The 21,313-nt window shown below is 41.4% G+C and carries 15 protein-coding genes and 2 pseudogenes; 10 read left to right on the top strand and 7 right to left on the bottom strand.

Translation table 11 applies throughout. The features are described from left to right. Positions 1–69 precede the first annotated feature (69 nt). Together CDG55_RS00950 and cueR are read left to right on the top strand one after the other, a co-directional pair. On the top strand, positions 70–2,556 hold the full coding sequence (locus tag CDG55_RS00950) for a heavy metal translocating P-type ATPase (RefSeq protein WP_023187989.1): 2,487 nt from the start codon (positions 70–72) through the stop codon (positions 2,554–2,556). Between the two features lie 10 nt (positions 2,557–2,566). Next, a complete protein-coding gene (gene cueR, locus CDG55_RS00945; protein WP_061403561.1) occupies positions 2,567–3,025 on the top strand; it encodes a Cu(I)-responsive transcriptional regulator in 459 nt (152 codons plus the stop codon). Between the two features lie 212 nt (positions 3,026–3,237). On the opposite strand, the gene CDG55_RS00940 is transcribed toward cueR, so the two are convergent. The 3 genes from CDG55_RS00940 to CDG55_RS00930 form a co-directional block, all read right to left on the bottom strand. Beyond that, complete coding sequence (locus CDG55_RS00940; RefSeq protein ID WP_000394310.1) at positions 3,238–3,426, bottom strand: heavy-metal-associated domain-containing protein; 189 nt, start codon at positions 3,424–3,426, stop codon at positions 3,238–3,240. A gap of 80 nt (positions 3,427–3,506) precedes the next feature. Then, the gene (gene fdx / locus CDG55_RS00935; protein WP_001124186.1) at positions 3,507–3,845 is read right to left on the bottom strand and encodes an ISC system 2Fe-2S type ferredoxin; all 339 of its coding nucleotides are present in this window, start codon (positions 3,843–3,845) and stop codon (positions 3,507–3,509) included. 90 nt (positions 3,846–3,935) lie between these two features. Next, complete coding sequence (locus CDG55_RS00930) at positions 3,936–4,616, bottom strand: DUF305 domain-containing protein (protein WP_000680279.1); 681 nt, start codon at positions 4,614–4,616, stop codon at positions 3,936–3,938. 421 nt (positions 4,617–5,037) lie between these two features. On the opposite strand from CDG55_RS00930, the gene CDG55_RS00925 reads away from it, so the two are divergent. Both CDG55_RS00925 and CDG55_RS00920 read left to right on the top strand, forming a co-directional pair. Continuing rightward, positions 5,038–6,182, top strand: a protein-coding gene (locus CDG55_RS00925) for an IS3-like element ISAba14 family transposase (protein ID WP_099046175.1) whose coding sequence is annotated in 2 segments (ribosomal slippage) — positions 5,038–5,302 and positions 5,302–6,182 — 1,146 coding nt in all. Because the reading frame shifts where the segments join, the coding sequence is not laid out codon by codon here. A gap of 63 nt (positions 6,183–6,245) precedes the next feature. Continuing rightward, positions 6,246–7,025 (top strand): annotated as a pseudogene (locus CDG55_RS00920) (ISNCY family transposase); the annotation flags it as partial. A 217-nt stretch (positions 7,026–7,242) separates the two neighbouring features. Here the strand turns inward: CDG55_RS00920 and CDG55_RS00915 are convergent. After that, complete coding sequence (locus tag CDG55_RS00915) at positions 7,243–7,809, bottom strand: recombinase family protein (RefSeq protein WP_000678311.1); 567 nt, start codon at positions 7,807–7,809, stop codon at positions 7,243–7,245. 522 nt (positions 7,810–8,331) lie between these two features. Here CDG55_RS00915 and CDG55_RS00910 point away from each other — a divergent pair. The 6 genes and pseudogenes from CDG55_RS00910 to CDG55_RS00885 form a co-directional block, all read left to right on the top strand. Next, a pseudogene (locus CDG55_RS00910) lies at positions 8,332–9,087 on the top strand (IS3-like element ISAba19 family transposase); the annotation flags it as partial. Positions 9,088–9,412: 325 nt separating this feature from the next. Beyond that, positions 9,413–10,378, top strand: a complete 966-nt coding sequence (locus CDG55_RS00905; RefSeq protein WP_020753576.1) for a CBASS oligonucleotide cyclase — start codon at positions 9,413–9,415, stop codon at positions 10,376–10,378. A 7-nt stretch (positions 10,379–10,385) separates the two neighbouring features. Next, positions 10,386–10,901 (top strand): hypothetical protein, encoded by a 516-nt coding sequence (locus CDG55_RS00900; protein WP_020753577.1) that lies wholly within the window; start codon positions 10,386–10,388, stop codon positions 10,899–10,901. After that, the gene (locus CDG55_RS00895; RefSeq protein WP_020753578.1) at positions 10,898–11,839 is read left to right on the top strand and encodes an AAA family ATPase; all 942 of its coding nucleotides are present in this window, start codon (positions 10,898–10,900) and stop codon (positions 11,837–11,839) included. Before CDG55_RS00900 ends, CDG55_RS00895 begins: the two co-directional genes overlap by 4 nt. Then, a complete protein-coding gene (locus CDG55_RS00890; RefSeq protein WP_020753579.1) occupies positions 11,836–12,564 on the top strand; it encodes a DUF6602 domain-containing protein in 729 nt (242 codons plus the stop codon). The genes CDG55_RS00895 and CDG55_RS00890 overlap by 4 nt, the downstream gene beginning before the upstream one ends. After that, complete coding sequence (locus tag CDG55_RS00885; RefSeq protein ID WP_041922162.1) at positions 12,536–12,958, top strand: hypothetical protein; 423 nt, start codon at positions 12,536–12,538, stop codon at positions 12,956–12,958. The genes CDG55_RS00890 and CDG55_RS00885 overlap by 29 nt, the downstream gene beginning before the upstream one ends. A 119-nt stretch (positions 12,959–13,077) precedes the next feature. Here CDG55_RS00885 and brxL read toward each other — a convergent pair whose 3' ends face one another. Genes brxL through pglX form a run of 3 tightly spaced genes read right to left on the bottom strand, consistent with a single transcriptional unit; the run spans position 13,078 to position 21,273 of the window. After that, the gene (gene brxL, locus CDG55_RS00880; protein ID WP_087537462.1) at positions 13,078–15,117 is read right to left on the bottom strand and encodes a protease Lon-related BREX system protein BrxL; all 2,040 of its coding nucleotides are present in this window, start codon (positions 15,115–15,117) and stop codon (positions 13,078–13,080) included. Between the two features lie 29 nt (positions 15,118–15,146). After that, positions 15,147–17,771, bottom strand: a complete 2,625-nt coding sequence (gene pglZ / locus CDG55_RS00875; RefSeq protein ID WP_087537461.1) for a BREX-1 system phosphatase PglZ type A — start codon at positions 17,769–17,771, stop codon at positions 15,147–15,149. Positions 17,772–17,814: 43 nt separating this feature from the next. Then, on the bottom strand, positions 17,815–21,273 hold the full coding sequence (pglX, locus tag CDG55_RS00870) for a BREX-1 system adenine-specific DNA-methyltransferase PglX (protein ID WP_087537460.1): 3,459 nt from the start codon (positions 21,271–21,273) through the stop codon (positions 17,815–17,817). Positions 21,274–21,313 lie beyond the last annotated feature (40 nt).

Here is a 21,313-nt window from a genome sequence, read left to right as displayed (position 1 = left end):
ACCCTTGACCTTCCCATAATGGCAAGGTTTATGCTCTTAATAATTGGGTAAGCACTATAGGTATATCTTATGGGAAAGGCAACAGATAAGCTTTCTAATAATATGAAAGTTACATTAAAAATTGAAGGGATGACATGTGCCAGCTGTGTTGGGCGTGTTGAAACAGCACTCAAAAAAGTTGATGGTGTACAGTCTGCCTCGGTCAATCTAGCGACAGAACGTGCAGATATTGTACTTGATCAGCCTGTGGATCGTCAGGTACTGGTTCATGCCATTGAACAATCAGGTTATGACGTGCCCGCAAATAATATTGAATTATCAATTAAAGGCATGACCTGTGCTAGTTGTGTAGGTCGTGTCGAAAAAGCCCTTAAAGCCGTTGCAGGTGTAAAAGAGGCCAATGTCAATCTTGCGACTGAGCGTGCAACGGTCAGTGGTTCAGCAAATGTCGATGACTTGATTACCGCAATTGATAAAGCTGGTTACGATGCCACAGAAATTCAAGCTTCTATTCCTGACCAGACAGAGCTGCTTGAGAAAAAAGATCAAGAACGTGCTGAACTTAAGCGTGATTTGATTCTTGCAACCCTATTGGCTTTGCCTGTATTTATTTTGGAAATGGGATCTCACCTTATCCCTGGTGTTCATCAACTGATTGATCAAACTATTGGGATGCAGAATAGCTGGTATTTACAATTCATCCTGACCACGTTGGTTTTAGTTATTCCAGGACGAAGATTCTATCTAAAAGGTTTGCCTGCATTACTCCGTTTAGCACCTGATATGAACTCGCTGGTTGCGGTTGGTACATTAGCAGCTTACCTATTTTCTATTGTTGCCACATTCATACCCAACATCCTTCCCACAGGAACGGTAAATGTATATTACGAAGCTGCTGCGGTGATTGTGGCATTAATCTTACTGGGTCGTTTTCTTGAAGCAAAAGCCAAAGGGCGAACATCTGAAGCAATCCAGCGTTTAGTCAGCTTACAGGCCAAAACTGCCCATGTTTTACGCGATGGCCAAATGGTAGATATTGCACTAGACCAAGTGGTTGCAGATGACATTATCATTGTGAAACCAGGTGAAAGAATCCCTGTCGATGGTCAAGTCACTGATGGAAAAAGTTTTGTTGATGAATCCATGATTACGGGTGAACCAATCCCTGTTGAGAAAGGCATCGGCAGTGATGTGGTAGGCGGCACCATTAACCAGAATGGCACGTTGACCTTTACCGCTGTGGCGGTGGGTGGCGAAACTATGCTGGCTCAAATCATTCGTTTGGTTGAGCAAGCACAGGGTTCTAAAATGCCGATTCAAGCTGTGGTGGATAAAGTTACCTTATGGTTTGTCCCTGCGGTGATGATTGCCGCAGTACTTACATTCCTAGTCTGGCTTATTTTTGGTCCATCACCAGCCTTAACCTTTGCGTTGGTTAATGCTGTGGCAGTGCTGATCATTGCCTGCCCGTGTGCAATGGGATTAGCGACACCAACCTCAATTATGGTGGGTACAGGTCGTGGTGCAGAGTTAGGAGTGTTGTTCCGTAAAGGTGAAGCCTTACAACTATTAAAAGATGCTAAAGTTGTTGCAGTTGATAAAACAGGGACGTTGACAGAGGGTCATCCTGTGCTGACTGACTTTGAAGTAACCCAATTGTTTGAGCGTGATTATGTTCTAGGCATGGTTGCGGCTGTCGAATCCCGTTCTGAACATCCGATTGCTAAAGCAATTGTTGATGCGGCAAAAAGTGAAAACCTAGCTCTACCTAAAGTCGATACCTTTGATTCAGTCACTGGTATGGGTGTCTATGCAACCATCAATGGTAATGAAAAAATCAATATTGGTGCAGACCGTTATATGGTTCAACTTGGTATTGATGTTGCTCCATTTGCTGTTACAGCTCAGCGTCTTGGTGATGAGGGTAAATCCCCTCTTTATGTTGCTGTCGATGGCGAACTAGCAGGAATTATTGCAGTTGCCGACCCAATCAAATCCACAACGCCAGCAGCGATTAAGGCTCTACACCAATTAGGGCTTAAGGTGGCAATGGTTACTGGTGACAATGTTCGTACTGCTCAAGCGATTGCCAAACAATTGGGTATTGATGAAGTGATTGCTGAAGTTTTACCAGAGGGTAAAGTTAGTGCGGTTAAAGAGCTGAAAGCAAAATATGGCCATATCGCTTTTGTGGGTGATGGTATTAACGATGCGCCAGCTTTGGCTGAAGCTGATGTGGGACTTGCGATTGGTACAGGTACAGATGTTGCAATTGAATCTGCCGATGTCGTGTTAATGTCAGGGAACTTACAAGGTGTTGCCAATGCGATTGCCTTGTCCAAAGCAACGATTGGTAATATTCATCAGAACTTATTCTGGGCATTTGCCTATAACACCATGTTGATTCCTGTTGCTGCTGGTATATTGTACCCAGCCTATGGAATACTGATGTCCCCAATCTTTGCAGCAGGTGCAATGGCTTTGTCCAGTGTATTTGTACTCGGTAATGCATTACGTTTACGTCGATTCCAGTCACCATCCGTCAGTCAAGGCTAAGGAGGATATGATGAACATTGGTAAAGTCTCTAAAGCTTCAGGAGTTACCGCCAAGATGATTCGTTATTACGAGCAGATTGGCCTGATTCCCGCTGCTGGACGTAATAATGCAGGATATCGCTCTTACTCAGTAAATGATGTTGAACGTTTAAAGTTTATCAAACGAAGTCGTGAACTCGGTTTTTCAGTAGCGGAAATATCAGACCTACTCGATTTATGGAATAACCGCAGTAGACAGAGTGCTGATGTCAAACGCCTGGCTCAGGGTCATATTGAAAAGCTGGAAGAACGTATCAATGACCTACAGCAAATGGCGAATACTCTCAAGGACTTAATCGACTGTTGTGCTGGTGATAATAGACCCGACTGTCCGATTCTTGAAGGCTTGCAAGAACCTCACAATGAAATAAAGGACGTTCACCATCATAACGACCTGCTTTCCGTTTCACCTTTAACCCGAAAGAAATAGCAATAGGATATAGGGAGAAGTAAAATTAATTTTACTTCTCCCTATTTTTTATATTTATAACTATGAACTAAAATATGTCATTTCTTTTAGATACTTACATTGTCAAATAACTGCTAATTTAACATCACAAACATTCCTAAATATTGAGCTTATAATTCATTGCCCACAAAAAAGCGACTCAATAGAGAGTCGCTTTATCATTTCGTCCGTTTTTAACGAGGAGGAAAACCAGCCTCGGTTAAAGCCTCAACGATTTGCTGCTGTGTTGCAGTTGTTTCAACTTTTACACTACGATTGGGTGGTTCGGTGATGACCTTTGCATTGGCATCTATTGCTTGAATTGCTCTGGTTACACCACGGGCACAGCCACCACAAGTCATATCTTCAACATGAAATTCCATATTTAACTCCACTATTACTATTCAGGATGTGTTTAATATAAACCTTGCCATAATTGTAAGGTCAAGCATTAAAAGTAAAATTAATGTCCCTCAGATATATAATTGACTGTGTACTTAGGTATTTCTACCTCCAAGTTTTCATCTTGGACCTTAACCTGGCAAGATAGTCTTGATTGGGCCGTAAGCCCCCAGGCACGATCCAGTAAGTCCGCCTCTACATCATCCATTTCTTCTAAACTGTCGAACCCTTTTTTCAGAACAACATGGCATGTTGTACATGCACCTGATAAATCGCAGGCATGTTCTATGGGAATGCCATGATCCAATAAACTTCGACATAAATTACTTCCGCTTTCAATTTCAAGTTCCGCACCCTCTGGACAAATCTTTTCATGCGGAATAACTATAATTTTTGGCATATAACATAATCCTCAATTCATCAAATTTATAGATAAAACAAGGGGCTTTAAAAAGCCCCTCATTTAAAAGAATATCGAATAGAGAAGTATCTACTTATGTTTACTTAACCATTCATTCATCATCTTGATTTCTGATTCCTGGGCAGAGATAACATCTTCAGCAAGCTGGCGTACTTCTGGATCAGAACCATATTGAAGAACTACTTTTGCCATATCAATTGCACCTTGATGATGGGGGATCATGCCTCTCATGAAATCAACATCAGCATTTCCTGTAAATGGAACCATCATATCTGCGTGCATTTCATCATTGATCTTAATATATGCTTGAGTTGATGGGCTATCTTCATTTTTGCTGCCAGAATGATTTTTGTTTTTTGCCAACCATTCATTCATCATCTTGATTTCTGACTCTTGGGCAGAGATAACGTTCTCGGCAAGCTGACGCACTTCTGGATCAGAACCGTATTGAAGAACTACTTTTGCCATATCAACCGCACCCTGATGGTGAGGAATCATACCCAACATAAAGTCAGTATCTGCATTTCCCGTGAAATCAATACCCATTCCGCTGTGCATACGAGTATTTACTTCCATATAGGCATTTGTAGATGGATTATCTGTTTTAGCTGAACCATTCATATCATGGTGCATTGAATGGCTTTCATGTTTATTCTCACTCATTGAATTTTCCTTTGGAGCGTCAGAAGAGGAACACCCCGCACTAAATACAATCGCACCGATCATTAACATTGGAACAAAGTGTTTCATGGAGTTATCCTCTTACTACAATTATGAAAAAATAATGGGTAATAAGCTCGGAAGTTATTCTTTCATATCAGGTACATCATTACCCTTGATGTAGCAACTCTATTCTTTCCAATTATGGTAAGGTCAACACCTAATCAAATAAAAATAATTAAAAGAATAAAACAATTAAAAACAAATACTTAAAGACAATTAACTCCGTAGTGAGTCACAATAATCAATAGAATTAAAAAAATCACCTCCAATCACAAATAATATTTTTATATAAATATCAATGTGATATGTGTCTTCATGGTTTCACAATTATTTATTTGACTATTGGATGCACTACAAAAGACTACAAACATTAGAGATGGATCCGGAAATTTGAACAACTCCTATAAGTGATACTCTGCTCCTCAAATGATGTTATAAACATCAATATATGGAGTATTTTATGGCACGTAGACCAAGAAGAAATCATTCAAACGACTTTAAGGCTAAGGTAGCACTTGCTGCGATCAAAGCAGAAAAAACACTTGCTGAATTGAGTTCTGAGTTTGATGTTCATCAAAACCAAATTATTGACTGGAAAAATCAATTGATCTCAGCTTCCTCACAAGCTTTCGATCAATCAAAAGCTCCATCAGAACCTCCCATTGATCTTAAAAAGTTACATGCAAAAATCGGTGAGCAGGCATTAGAAATTGATTTTTTAGAAGGTGTGTTGAAGAAACTGGGCCGCTTCAACCACAAAAGTTAATCGATCACTCACTTCAGATTTCAGTATCTAAACAAGCTAAGTTACTGAAAGTCTCTCGTGGTTGTTATTATTATCGCCCAAAACCTGTTAGCTCATCAGATCTGAAGCTGATGCGATGTATTGATGAATTACATATGCAATATCCTTTTGCAGGCAGTCGTATGATGCGTGATTTGTTGAATCGTCAAGGGCATCATATAGGACGACGTCATACACGTACTTTAATGAAGAAAATGGGTATTCAGGCGTTATATTGCAAACCAAATTTAAGCCAGGCTAATCAAGCTCACCGTAAATATCCATATCTGCTCAAAGGATTGGCTATTCAGCGCAGTAATCAAGTGTGGTCTACTGATATAACGTATATCCCTATGGCAAAAGGCTTTGTTTATTTATGTGCTGTGATTGATTGGCATAGCCGCAAGGTACTTGCGCATAGGGTATCGATTAGTATGGAGGTGGATTTTTGTATTTCGGCTTTAAATGAAGCGATTGAAAAATATGGATCACCTGAAATATTGAATACAGACCAAGGCAGTCAGTTCACCAGTGATGCATTTATTGATGTATTGAAATCAAATGGCATTCAAATCAGTATGGATGGTAAAGGTCGATGGGTAGATAATGTGATGGTTGAACGATTATGGCGGAGCGTTAAATATGAAGAGGTGTATCTCAAAGCTTATAGCAGTGTCACAGATGCGAAAAAGCAATTGAGTGCATATTTTGAGTTTTATAATCTGAAACGACCTCATTCGAGTCTAGACAAAATGACACCAAATGAGTTTTACTATGATCAGCTACCCCAACAAAACAAGGTGGCTTAACTAGAGCGGAATATCACTTATAAATACGCTTTTAGTTGTTCAAACAAGTGGAACCACCTCTATTATATGATTTCAACACGCTTGTATGTTGAGCAGCATGGTAAGCCGTTGGCATTTTACAGCGACAAACATTCAGTCTTCAGGGTGAATCAAAGCAGCAAGAAAGACACCAAGATTACCCAGTTTGGACGCGTACTCAGTACCCTGAATATCGATATCATCTTCGCCAATTCACCACAGGCCAAAGGCCGTGTGGAACGTGCCAACAGAACCCTTCAGGACCGTCTGATCAAGGAGATGCGTCTGGAAGGTATCAGCTCGATTGAGCAAGCTAATGCCTGGCTACCCTGCTTCATTGAGCAGTTCAATCAGAAGTTCGCCAAGATGGCTTTTAATCCTAAGGATCTACATCGGCCTATCACTGAAACAGCCGAAGAATTAGATGATATTTTTACTTGGCGTGAACCCCGCAGAGTCACGAATAGCCTGACGATTACTTATGATAAATGCGTATATCTCCTGGAAAACACCGAAGAAAATCAAAGGTTGATCGGTAAGTATCTTGAGTTCCTGGAATACCCGGATGGTACTGTAGCCCTCATGCATGATGGCCGAAAGATCAATTACAGCCTCTTCGATAAATTAAGTCAGCTGAATCAGCGAGAGATTGTTGAGAATAAACGGTTGGGTGCTGTTCTGAATCATATCCAACAACAGCATGAAGAACTGGAACAACAAAACAAACGCAATCGTTCTCAAAAGATGCCAAGCAGACGTGCACAGAAAATAGCAATCAAAGAACGAAATCTAAATCCTGTGCTTGACTTGGAATTGTCCATATAGGACATTTCTATTTGGTTATTAGGTAGGACATTTCTACTTAGGAATAACAAACAGCTTGATATTTCTCTTTAAATATCATTATATTAAAGCAAGCCGTTCTGGAATATAGGGCACCAGAGCGGCTTTTTATTGATTATTCATGTTCCACGCTTAAAATTCGAACAGTGTTTCATGATTTTTATAAGTTAAACTAAATTTAGTTGCTAATCCCAATAAGCTATTCACTAACTTGTAAATATCGGTATACCGCCTGACGACTAATCCCAAAAGCTTTCCCTAATGCCATTTTCGATGGATACTTCCCCTCCTTCCATGCTTGTCGTAAAGCTTCAGCTTGGTCAGGCTTTAGTTTATGCACCCGACCTTTGTACTTCCCCTGAGCAGAGGCGAGTTTTATTCCTTCCTTTTGCCGCTCTAAAATGATCTCACGTTCGAACTGTGCAAAAGCACCCATCATTTGAAGCATCAAATTATCCATCGGGGTGGATTCGGCTGTAAAAGTAATATTTTCTTTTACAAACTGGATGGCGATCCCTCGTTTGACCAGTTTATCTACTTCAGTGACCAAATCTTTTAGGCTTCGCGCAAAACGATCCATTGAATGTACAATCACCCTGTCCCCTTCCCGGACATAGTTCAACATTTCCTGAAATTTAGGTCGGTCAGTATTTTTACCTGAAGCACGGTCAACAAAAATCCGGTCGACCTCAATTCCTTCAAGTTGACGTCCAGTGTTTTGCTCGACAGAACTTACCCGGACATACCCTACTTTTTGGCCTTTCACTTTTTCACGCCCCAATTGGATAAAAATGAATAATTTCGTAAATTATAATTCTTTAACACTAAAGTTACATGTTACGTATGATTAAAAATCATTTAAATGATACATAATTTCATGAACTTTCAGATTGTAACTTTAGGGTATACTTTAAAGATACATTAAAGCTTATAAAATACGATAAGTGACTCTTGCCGTCACGTGACACATAAGTTGGCAAAGAACGACACATAAGTTGTCATAGACGACCAAATGAAAAGGCTGCAATTCGCAGCCTTTTTTACTATCAATAATAAATTATATGATTCAAAACCCAATAACGACCGTTGAACGACATGACAGGTGTCATTTAAATTTGGATTTCTAAAATAAAATTAAATGGTGTTCTACAAGAACTTTCGCTAAATGACAGCGCTGAAAGACAATTGATGTGAGATTTTTGGCACATATTTCGAGATTGTTACAAATTTCATTAATTTCACGAAATCAAAAAAATAGAGCCATTAGGCTCTATTTTTTAGTCTTTATAATCATGCAGAGCAAATGAAACGTATTTGGAAAGAAAGTTAAGGTCGATATGGTGTACGTAAAGTTTGGCAAAAATTGAAACGTGAGGGTTATGTTATTGCACGTTGTACAGTTGCTCGATTGATGCAAAAGCTAGGTATACAAGGTGTTTGGCGTGGTAAGAATAAACAAACCACCCGTAACCGAGATGACCAAAAACGGGCAGATGATTTAGTGAAACGTAATTTTAATGCTGATCATCCAAACCAACTATGGGTGGGTGACTTTACCTATATTCAAACTCATTCAGGCTGGGTATATACCGCATTTGTTATTGATGTGTTCTCACGAGCAATTGTTGGATGGAAAGTATCTACACGGATGAATACAGATATGGTGCTCGATGCATTGGAGCAAGCATTGCACGATCGAGGCATGCCAAAGAATGTGATTCATCATTCCGACAGGGGTGTGCAATATCTTTCGATTCGCTATACCAATCGTTTAGAAGCAGCAAATTTACGAGCATCAGTCGGTACAACTGGTGATTCATACGATAATGCTTTGGCTGAAACGGTGAATGGCTTATACAAAACAGAGGTGATTGAATATTTAAAAGCAGATTGGCAAGGTTTAGCAGATGTACAACTTGCGACACTAAACTGGGTAGATTGGTTCAATAAAAAGCGTGTACACAGTGCACTGGGTTATGTGTCGCCTTTTGAGTTTGAAGCAATGTACTATGATAAGATTAACCCGTTAGGTCAGGTGGCTTAACTTAAATAAAAAGTCTCCGACAAACCCGGTACGGTTCACTGCAGTTACTATTAATACATTCGCAAGGCATCGAAGTGTATCAAATGACGATTTACGTGAGCCAGCGACTAAAAATAGTCGATAGAACTTGGCGGCAAGCTAACTCACCCAGACTCCATTTATATAATTACCTAGTAGCTTTTAACCGTCCTAAAAAAAGCCTTAAAGCTGAAAGCTCATTATTCAATCTAATTCGTCATAAAACAGTTGATTAGTTTTTCAACATAAATTAAAAAAATAGTTTTATATCATGTCGATTTTGATATGTAACTTATGGAAAATACCCATGACCCGAGAACACGTAAGTCATCAAGATATTGCCCGTTTTGCTCAAGAAAGGGTCAATCTACCAAAAGAAAAAGCAAATGAATTTCGAGCACAAGCAAAACGTCTGCGCGATAGACTTGAGAATTATTTAAGTGAACATCCAGATTTCACTCTCAAAAAAATGATGTTGGCTGGAAGTCTAGCTAAAGGTACGGCACTACGCTCTCTTAACGACATTGATGTGGCATGTTATATCAGTGGGGCTGATGCACCACGTGATGTAAATACACTCATGGAGTATCTTGCAGAGCGGTTGCGTAAAGCATTCCCAAACTTTTCTCCAGATCAGGTTCAGCCAAAAACTTTCTGTGTAACGGTTTCTTTTCGTGGTTCTGGATTGGATGTTGATGTAGTACCAATATTGTATGATGGAAATCCGAATTGGTATGGGAATTTAGTAAGCCAAGACAACGGTTCATTTCTGATGACGAATATTCCTTATCATCTTGAATTTATAAGGAAACGTAAACAAGCTCAGCCTGAACATTTTTCTCAAGTAGTTCGATTAATAAAATTTTGGGCAGCCCGAATGAAAGCTGCTAATGAAGGGTTCAGATTTAAATCATTCATGATAGAGTTGATACTCGCACACTTGTGTGATCGAGGCTTGTCATTAGCCGACTATCCTGAAGCTCTTCAGCATTTTTTCACCTATCTTGCAAAGACTGACCTCAAAGAAAAGGTTTTATTTACTGATTATTATCCAGCATCTACGGTTGAAAACTTTAATACTCGTGTTCAAATCATTGATCCTGTGAACGCTTCTAACAATGTCAGTCAGTTGTATACAGACTCCAATGCTAGCGCAATTTACGAGGCTGCACTTGATGCAGGTGATGCTATTGACGCAGCTTTATCCGCACCGACCAAGCAAGAGACTGTGTACTACTGGCAAAAAGTTTTTGGTGCATCATTCCAGGGGTAAATGAAATATGTCTAGCTTTACTAGCACCGAGTCAACGACTTTTACTGTTACTCATGCACGTCATATGGCAGCAAAGGTTGCGGCAGACTTGAAGCGTATGCAACGATTTTATGAGCGACCTACAGACGATCATATTGCAAATATTGAAACAGAAGTGATTGAGCTTCTAAAGGCCGGCTATTTTGGTACTCTCACTTTGGGATTTAAACGCAACGATCAATGGATTGAACCCACGCTGAGATACACGGCACTTGATCTTTCTGGAACGGGAGCTACTGATGATGACCCTGGTCGCGTAAGGCCAGGGGCCGATACTTCAGGAGCATCATTCTATAATTACCATACTTATTCATCTACATGGAATGCCCTCAACCAAGCCCAAAAAGATGCTTTTGAAGCACGGATGCCATATCAGCGTACTGGTGCTCAAGAACCAACAGTAAACGGATATTTGGAAACTGATAAAAATTACTCAGCTGGAGGGAAAGCATTGAGTAGAGCAAGCGTAAGGAGCAATAAATGACTTCACATAATACACCATCACTTGATCAACTTTTCGAGAAAAGACTTAATTTCCCAGATTTCGAGCCTCAAGAAAGATTAGCAAAACTGGTTGGGCTTGATGATCAAAAAGCTCGTCTTACTAAGATACTTAGCCTTCTAGTTAACCCTTCAGGTTTAAGAACTTGGGCACAACAATTCCATCCTGATGCTGAAGATTTATTGAAGTATGTACTTCGTCGTCCACCACTTGTGGTATTAGCAGGAGATGTTGGTTCAGGAAAAACAGAACTCGCGGAAACTATCGGTGATGCTGTTGCACGACAGGACAATATTGATATCACCTTGTATCCTCTTAGTTTATCAAGTAGAGGACAAGGTCGTGTTGGAGAAATGACTCAACTTTTATCAGCCGCATTTGACTATACAGTAGAAGCCGCCACTAGACTTAAAAATGCAGACGGTACAGCACGTGGAGCTGTCATTCTTTTAGTAGATGAAGCAGATGCTCTTGCCCAATCTCGAGAATCAGCTCAAATGCATCATGAAGACCGTGCAGGAGTTAACGCATTTATACGGGGTATTGATCGAATTGCTAATGGTCAATTGCCAGCTGCCGTTATTATGTGTACAAATCGGATTGGAGCACTTGATCCCGCGGTTAAACGCAGAGCAGCAGATATTCTAACTTTTGAACGACCTAATGAAATACAACGTTATGCTGTTCTCAGTAAATCTCTTCAGGCTCTAGGTTTTAATGATGATGAAATTAATCACTTTGTGGCCGCAACAGGCGAGAAAGCAGATAGTTGTGGTTTTACTTTTTCCGATTTAACTCAGCGACTTCTCCCAACAATTGTTCTTGATGCCTATCCAGCGCATAGCGTTAAGTTTGAACGAGCATTGGAAATCACTAATCAAATGAATCCAACGCCACCATTTGAAGAGAGAAAAATATGAGTGAGTGGTCGTTATCAACATTATTTAGTAATTTCCATAAAGATATCCAACTTCGCCTTGAAATTGCACGACAATCATTTTCCCATCCTGGAACAAAAGGTGATGCTAGTGAGTCAGTATGGCTTGAGATGCTTAATACTTATCTTCCGCAACGCTACTCTGCGGATAAAGCTTTCATTGTAGATAGTAATGGCATTTTCAGTGAGCAAATTGATATCGTAGTTTATGATAGACAGTATTCTCCTTTCATTTTCAAATATGAAGGACAAACAATCATCCCAGCTGAAAGTGTTTATGCTGTTTTCGAAGCAAAACAAACAATTAATGCTTCACATGTTGCATATGCTCGACAAAAAATAGCTTCAGTAAGAGCGTTGCATCGCACCAGCTTACCAATACCTTATGCTAAGGGAACTTATCCAGCAAAACCATTAATTCCTATCTTAGGTGGAATTCTAACGCTAGAAAGTGATTGGTCACCATGTGATGGTGAACCATTAAGGAACGCTTTAGGGGATGGAAGCACAGAGATAGATCATATAGATATCGGATGTGTAGCAGCACACGGACACTTTATTTGGGATTCTACTAGTAAAGCTTATACATTTGTATCAGAAAGAAAACCAGCAACTGCGTTTCTATTCCAGCTTATTTCAATGTTGCAGTTTAGCGGTACTGTGCCAATGATCGATGTGAATGCATATGCCGAATGGTTATCAGATTAGTATGTTATTCCAAAATTTTATTCGTACAAATCACGATATTATTCAGGCAAATGAGTCAGAATTTGATTTCTTAGATCGTTGTGCTTGGCCAAAAGCCCAGCACATGCGATCACTTTTAGAGCAATGTTTGAATAATTATCCTGTAATCGAGCAACCCGAAATAATAGCTCGTTTAAAATCAGGCGATCCGAGACAATTTACTTCAACTACTTTTGAACTTCTGCTACATCAATATTTAATAAATCAAAATTTTACACTGTCTCCTCACCCGGAATTAGCAAATGATTCAGCTAAACGCCCAGATTTCTTGGTCACATGCCCAGACGGAAATCAGTTTTATTTGGAAGCAATTTGTACTTCGGAAAGTGATGGTAAAAATGATTCTACAGGGTAATCCCCCCCTAAAATACTAGCTCTTTAAAAGAGGCAGTATTATGCTTTTACAACATGGTGTTTAACTTGAGAAACTGAATTTAAAACAATCTACTGTAACTCTTCCAGACAGATATGAAATTAATCCACCCCTAGCCCCTTAAACACAGCATCCACCGGATCTGCATAAAAGCTGGTCTGGAACTTGGTAAACAGTTCCACAGGAATCGTTGGGATATCTGCCGCACTACTCATTGGCAAAGCAACCTTCTTGGCACCAGCATCAAAAGCAACTTGCAGACATTCGGCAATACTTTCCACCGGAGTCACAGAGCCACCCAAGCTCATATCACCCAGTACCACCATCTGACTCTGTACCGATCGTCCTAACAGGCCAGAAGCGAAAGCCACTAAACTTGGTAAGGCAAGATGGCTGAGCGGTCCGGTATTCTGTAATTCAACCACATGTAAGTGGAAGTCATGTTCCAACACCTTACTGCCACCCGATATTCTGGATGCATTGGCCTTGAAGTAGTCAAATGCGATCTTGACCTGCTCCTTGGCACTGCTTGAATTCCATAAGCCTGATGTCGCCAATTTTCCTGAACCTTTGGTCACTTGAAGTTCTAACCGGTATAACCCCGGCATGCCTTTATTACTGAGCCCGATGGTATATAAGAAACCTGGCTTGGCTGGACCTTCGGGAATCAGTCCGCCACCACCCTGCTCTTTGACTGATACAAAATGTTCTTCGAGCGTCTCATTATCAATGTAGCTGAAATGAACATCATAGAATTCCATACCACCAATTTTCTTCAGCTGTTCTTTGACCCGACGGCGCACCTGCAGTGCATATTCCAGGCATTGCCGTACATCTTCTTTGTTAAATTGACCATGTGGGTAGAGCAGCTTCATCAATCCAGAAACCGTCTTGCGAACGGCAATCACATCGCGCTGATTCAGGTTATTCCCTAGCTTGAAGTACTTCTCAATGGCATCCGCAAAACTACGCTTACGCATTTCCCGGAAGAATTCAGCCAGATAATCAACGATTAGACCATAACGGTTAGTAAAGAATTCCGGACGCATTTTTGGAATTTCCCAACCCGGGATATAGGCATGAAAGCGATCAAAGAATGCTGAATCGATCATTGCTTCAGGAAAAGGAGCCAATAAGTGGCTAGTCTTCACCAAGGATTCAACACTTTGGTTAATATTACCCACAAAAACCATCGAAGCAGAGGCTTCCATCTGTTCACGACCACGGGCAAAAGATCCTGAGGCCATGTAGTCTTTCATGATCTGAACGCCATCTTTGTCCTTAAAGGAAATACCGGCAACTTCATCAAAGGCCACCACATCCCACAACCCCACCAGACCAATACGGCGGCTACTCATGTTATAGAACAGATTGGCGACAGTGGTTTGCCCACCTGAAACTAGAATACTATTCGGTGAACACTCTTTGTAAATATGGCTTTTCCCGGTACCGCGTGGTCCAAGTTCACAGACGTTATAGTTATTTTCAACGAACGGAACCATACGCGCTAATAGGTGCCATTGCACGTCCTCTTTTAACGAAGCCGGTTCCATGCCGATCGAACGGATTAAACTCTCGCGCCACTGATCAGTGCTTAATGCTGCTCTGCCACTGAAAAGTTCATCCATATTCATATTCGGCATTTGAATCGGCTTGAGTAAACTCACCCCAAATGGAGAATTGGTTTGTCCTTCTTCAAAATAGTAACTGAGCGTAGCAATGACCCAGATACCACCAACAAGTAATTTTTCATACTCTTTGACGATGCCTGCCGAGATTTCGGCATCTTTGATGCCCAGATTACTAAATGATGCTTCGTATTTGTCTTTACGCTCATTCAGCTTTACAGTCACCCGATCAATGACCTTATAACTGCCCCGTTCACGGACCAGGGATTTCACCTTCTCGGCTTCATCCGGTCGGACGTAGTTCTCAGCCAGTACGGTCTTTACGTTACGTAGTCCCTGTTCAATGATCTCTGGATCATCCGAAGCACAGTACATCCCTAGCAGGTATTCGAGTACATAGACCGGGACATTGGCCCCTTCTTTGATCAGTTTGGTTAGATCCTTACGTACCACCCGCCCAGCAAAGTGTTCATTCAGCAGCTGATCCAGTTCTTTATCGTTAGCAGATTCCATGTAGGCTACGCTCTATCGTTAATTCGTTATTAGAAGAAGTCATCGGTAAATGCCAAATCAATGGTGACCTTATAGCGTTGCATCTCGATATTCAGGTCTTTGTCCTTCAGTACCAGGAAGTAATCTTTCTTACGGTCAAAATCAGTACCGGACAATGACAGCCTGACCTGTTTTACCCGTTCTGCAACAGAGTCGGTACTGCTATCAAAGGTCAGAGTTTCTTCACTGGAAACTTTGAGATCCCCATCATAAATGGCAATGGATAAAGTCACTGGCATGACCAGCTCACTGACAGCTTCAGTTTGCATCAAATCAAACTTCTGGATGTTATTGACCATCTTCAGCGTGGATTTGGTAGAAATAACCTCAACTTTACGCTTGGTTCGTTGTCCAGCCTTTTCACCACGCAGCTGTTTTACCGTTAGTACAGGCACTACGATTTCCTGAGGCATGATGCCACCATGCACGAAACGTGAGCCTCCTACAAAATGGAAGCGGTTCGCCCCTTTTGGAATCCAGAAATCAGTCGCAGATCGTGTGCCTGCCGTAGCTTGGGTTGAGCCTTTCCATGCTTCCTTGCTCTCTGGTAAACCATGCCCAATCACATAGCGTTTTTTGCTTTTCAATGTATTGGCAGGTTTTTCAGTCAAGCTTGAACGATCAGCAGATTCCAGTTTACTTTGCTGGAACAAGAAGCCATGGTCGGCTGTGATCAACAGGGTAGAAATATTGAAATGCATCAAGATTTTGCGGCTAAGTTCAGTCAGCTCTTCAATGGCATGTTCCACCGCCATAAAGGTTTCTGATTCTGTCGAGGCACTGTCACCGCGTGCATCAATCACGTTGTGATAAACGTAAATCAAATCATGGTCTTTAAGTGCTTCACGGCCTTCATCACGCGACCAACCTTTTACCGTTTCAGCGGTAACCGCCAATCCATTATAGGCAGCCAGAATTTTGGATCGTGCTGCAGTCCCTTTGCTGGACTGCCCATCTACTAAAACATCATCACCTGCGGCCTCTTTGTACTCCAAAGTCTGATGCGGCAACAACGAGGCCATGCCAAGTGTGGTGTAACTTGGGACAACGCCCAGCTGTGAAGACAATGTCGCTTCAGAATATCGCTTTTCATTGATACGATCACGCAGCTCTACCGCAGCTTCATAGCGAAAAGCATCACTGATGATCACCACAATACGGCGTTTCGTTGCAGAATTCAGCAAGGGTCTGACATGGGTATCATAGAAATTCTGCTGATTTGGGATATCCGTCATTTTCCAAACATTCAAGCGTTGCTCAGCTTCTACACGCTCGCCCCAGTTGCGTGCCAAGTGGTCAATAAACCAGTAGGAATAGCAATTTTCGACTTCTTCATCGAGTTTTTTCAGGATATCGACATGAGCGCGTTGAGAAGCTGCACTGTAATGACGATAGGCCATATCAAAGCGATACAGCTCCTGTTCATAGGCTTTATACAAGGCTTCGCTGGAGTCGAAATAGAAACCGGCATCAAACTGTAGTCGCAGACTGAACAGCTCAATCGCTGCCTGCAACGCTGTATAGACGGTACGGTATTTACGGCGTGTTGCATCATCCTTATGTTTGGAAGCCCAATAGCCATCCAGACGGGTAGAAATAATCGTTCTGAAATGTTCCAGTTCAGCTTTGGTTGCTGCAGGGATCTGGCTGGCCAGATCGACAATGATCTTTTGTTCAATCACTTCAAAAGTCATGACATCCAGCAGCTGCTCCAGATCAAAGGCCCCGACCTTCTCCTGGATCCGCAGTGCATTTGCCACGGTCTGGGAGAGTGTATCGAAGGTTGGGTAGTATTTGGAACTGTCTCTCCAGCGCGACAAAAAGGCTCTGGCTGTTGCACGGGAGCTGACAGAAGACATTACCAGTTCTTGAGCCCATAGCGGTATATCGCCCAAGCTTTCACAGAAACCTGTAGTCATCAAACGGATAAAGAACGTACCGAGCTTGAATGGTACTTCCCCATTCAATTCTTCAACCGATGCTGGATAACCAATTTCCGCCTGTAATGCGGTGACCAAAGCTGGCACCAGTTGGAATTTTTCCAGCTCAGCAAAGGAGTCTGGATTGACTTCCAGATCCAGATTCTGCTGTACCATTTCATCTGCTAGCGCCAGAACGATATGCATGAGTTCGGCACTGTCAGCCTTGACCACAGCTGCAATCATGGCCATATCTAGATCCTGTGCATCTGCATCAGGCTGGATATAACGTTTTAAGGTGCTCAGACGGGCTTTGGCTTTAAGGAATTCTTCACGTTTGGCCAGATGTTCTCTTAGACTCTGCTGCTGTAAACCCAGCTCATTGAAAATAATCGAGAAACGATCGGCATAGAAGATGCGTGAATAGAGCTTGATGTCCAGTAACCAGTCTTTTTCAGTTTCAGGCTCAGGACTTGGAAAATACAGCAAGTATTTGCCCTGCTGATCCTCAAGTTCCAGTTTAAGCTTAATCGCAAGGCTGGATTCTTCTGCCATATTCAGAATCTGGACATCATTTAGCTCTAGGGCTTTGATTTCTTCAGTAAATGACTGTTCTGCATCGTACCAAAAGACAATTCGATGCTGTTCAGTATAAAAGGCTTGTTCCAGGCCTTGTTGAAGTTGACTTAAGTTCATGCAACCACCTCTGCATGATCTAGTGTGGAAGAAAAGCTATTCATTATTTCTCCCCCGTCACTGCTTTAACTTCAGCCAACAAGTCCCCAAACCTACCATAGTTCACTTTCACCCCATCATCCAGATCCAGTGCAATACGCTGATCGGCATAATGACGTAGTTTTTCTTCAAAAGTACTCAGCTCAGCCTGTTGCTTATGCAAGTTTTGTAGCTCTTTCTCTTTGCGTTTGATTTCAGCAGCTGAATCACTGTTTTCGATTTCACTTTGCAAAGAATTAACCATAGCCGCCATTTTTGAAATCAGTGGCATGACATATTCGGTACGCATACGTGCCAAGGTGCTTTCGTTATAGCGGTGCAAGTACACCAACGCCTGGAAAGCCCCCTGTTTACCACTGCTAAATAACCAGTAAATCGGGCGCTTTTTATAGGTTTGCATGTGGTCTTTATAGAACTTACTCGCTAGGTAACGGCGAATCGTATCTTCAGCAGTTTCGTTGGCTTTTTTATCCAAGCTTTCTGCAAGCCACTGCATATTGGCATCCAGCGTGTCTTTACCCCAAACCGCAGTTAAGAACTCTCGAATACGATGTGTAGCATCATCTTCAAACCAGTGCATTTCGGTCAATGGAATAATACCGTCAGCATCGGCTGGGAATTTTTGATAACGGCTGGCACCAAAGTCTTGATTGCCTGCATGGGCATAGATCAGACCTGGTTCGTCCAAGCTATAACGTCCCATCATGCAACCAATAGCATAAGAGACTAAACGCTGGCTGTCTTTTTCACGGTCGGCACGAGTTAAAGTGATCTGTTCATCAGGAACCTCTGGTGTGAGTTCATCCTGTAAACCATAAGCATCAATAAACAGTTTGTTGTTTTCTTCTTCCAGACGTTTCATTTCAGCGACGGCATCAGCATTTTGCTGTTGCCATGTGTTAAAGGCTAGTTCTAAGTTTGGCTGCCCCGTACGGATAACTGGGTTTTGAGTAAAGTCCCATGATGTTTCGTAGGAATCCCAATCAACTTTAGCATAACCCACCAATTCATCAGCTAATTTAGTAACCATCTCCTTATCACGTTCTATATATGGGATTTTCTTAATATCACCTATTTGATAATGAAGTGTTGGATTAAGCATATCTAAAATATATTGAATAGGTTTAGAATTAAGTAAACCTAGTAGATAATTATTTTTTTCATCTAAAATAATAGACGGTGAAACATCATCAAACCATATATCTGCTTTCTCATATCTGAATGAAATATCTCCACCAGTAAGGCCGGACCATGTTAAATGTTCTCTACCATAGTACTTACTAGCACCTAAACCAGAACCTGAAAAGGATTTCAACTCATTACCGTTATCTTTCCAATTTAAGACATGCTCTGTATTTCCGTACCACTTTCTTCTTTTGCCACCTTTAGAGTATTTTTTCCAACCTAATACATTATTAGAAACTTCAAACCAAAACCTTAAAAAACGGTTGTTATCACCTGTAAAGATTCCTTTTGAAATGTTCGGATAATTCTCTAATAATTTATTGCATGTTGAAAAGATATCAATGAAATTATTATTTACCCAATAAGCCAAAGGGCTACCCGGTATTTTTTTAAAATCATCTTGAACAGTCGAATCAAAGCGATTTAGCCCTGATTTTAATTCAATCTCTTTTTGATCCTGCTCAGTATCTACAAGACGGAAAAATACTGGTTTAAATCCGTTTAGATGTTTACCTTGCATCACAAAAGCGGTTGTCTGTACTACTTCACCTGTGATTTCAGGAAATGCTCTTGCACCCAAATGCGCCATTGTTTGAATAGTTCTATCTGCAAGGACTTTTTCACGCATCGCTTGATAAGAAGATAGAAACATCCAGCTTTGCATGGTCACCATACTGTTAAAGCCACTGTCCTTACTCCATACAAAGCCACGCTCAATAAACATGGCAAATAGGTCTGACTTGCTGTCTGGAAATTTCTTTTTGGTAAAGTCTTTAAGTACTATATTCATACCATTCCCCCCCATATATGGCGGGTTAGCGATCACGGCATCATATTGTTTGGCCAATAACTTGGCTTGCTTTACTAAAGGTAACAGTTCTTGGGCTGACTGCTGCGAAAAAATATCGCCTGATTCTAATGCTTTATTCAGCTTGCTTTCTAAATCAGGTAGTTTCTTCGCAAATGCTTCAGGGATTTGAATTAAAGAACCAAAGGTTGAAGCATGTTCAAATAGGTCCAACAGTTCCTTTAAATCTGTCTGTGCAATATCAGTACTTGCCAGATCCTGACTGAATGCATCTAAACGTTCTGGCTGACTATCCTGTAACGCAATGATATTCAGCTTTGGTGGATTGCTAAATAAACGGCGGTCATCCTCACGTGCTTTCATCAACAGCGCAAAACTCGCCAACTGTGCCGCACGAGTATCAATATCAATGCCGTACAGGTTATTTTCCAGAATCAAACGTGGAATATCACGACTGCGGTAACCACGTTCTAAATAAATCGCTTTTAAGCAGTCATAAGCTTCCACCAGAATATGCCCCGAACCACAGGCCGGATCCAGCACACTAATACTTTCAGGGTTTAAGGTATCGCCATCTTCACTGATACGGACATTAATCAGCTGTTTTAACTGGGCATTGACTTCATCAGTTTGTTCCGCTGGCTGAATATAGTATTCCCATTCACTGGCCAGCGTACTATCAGGCTGTGCCATCAGCCATAAACGACCAACACTATTCTGTACCAGATATTTTACAATCCAGTTTGGAGTGAATAATTGTGTCGCGGCAGGGATATCTTCACTCTTGACGACTTTACCAATCACCTGGTCTTTCTTTTCAGAAATATAGAACTGATACAGCCAGCCAATAATCTGCACATCCGACCAGTCTTCTTCTGGAATGCTGCTGACCAGATCACGAATCAAAGAATCGGTTTTGGTCAAATTATCAGGTAATAGTAGTTCAGATTCATCAGACACCTGTTCAAACAGGAGTGGCATCACCTGATTCAACGCATGACACTGCGCCAGTAACAATTCACGATAGAGTTCTTCGTCTTTATTGCCATCCAGTTTGAGTTCGGCCACACGACTGGCATCTAAACCTGGTAGGTCAATATCCAGACATTCTTCCAGAATCTGCGGCAAGCCTGCACTGCCATCTGCACTGCTGAGTACACGGCGACCATGATCTAGTAAGCCTTTGCATTCCATATAGCGAATGGCACAGAGACGGTTAAACCAACTATAAGCGATATAATCAATCGTCTGCTCAAAACTGCTGGTTTGAATGCGTTTGATCAGCTTGTCACGTGGTTTCATGACTGATAGCGGAAAAACCTGATCGCCAATCAGCAGCAAGTCGCCTTTCTGTTCAGCCGGTAAAATGCTGTCTGCGGTGATGCCATATTTGGCGGCTTGCTTGCGCATCGCTGCGATAAAATCATTTCGTGCTTGCGGTGCGTATTTTTTAATATGACTGGTATTCATCTTTAAACCTTTAATTAATGACTGATGCCGATATCCCTAA

Source organism: Acinetobacter sp. WCHA45, assembly GCF_002165255.2.
Classification (GTDB): Bacteria; Pseudomonadota; Gammaproteobacteria; order Pseudomonadales; family Moraxellaceae; genus Acinetobacter.
This window is presented reverse-complemented; position numbering and strand designations above follow the sequence as displayed.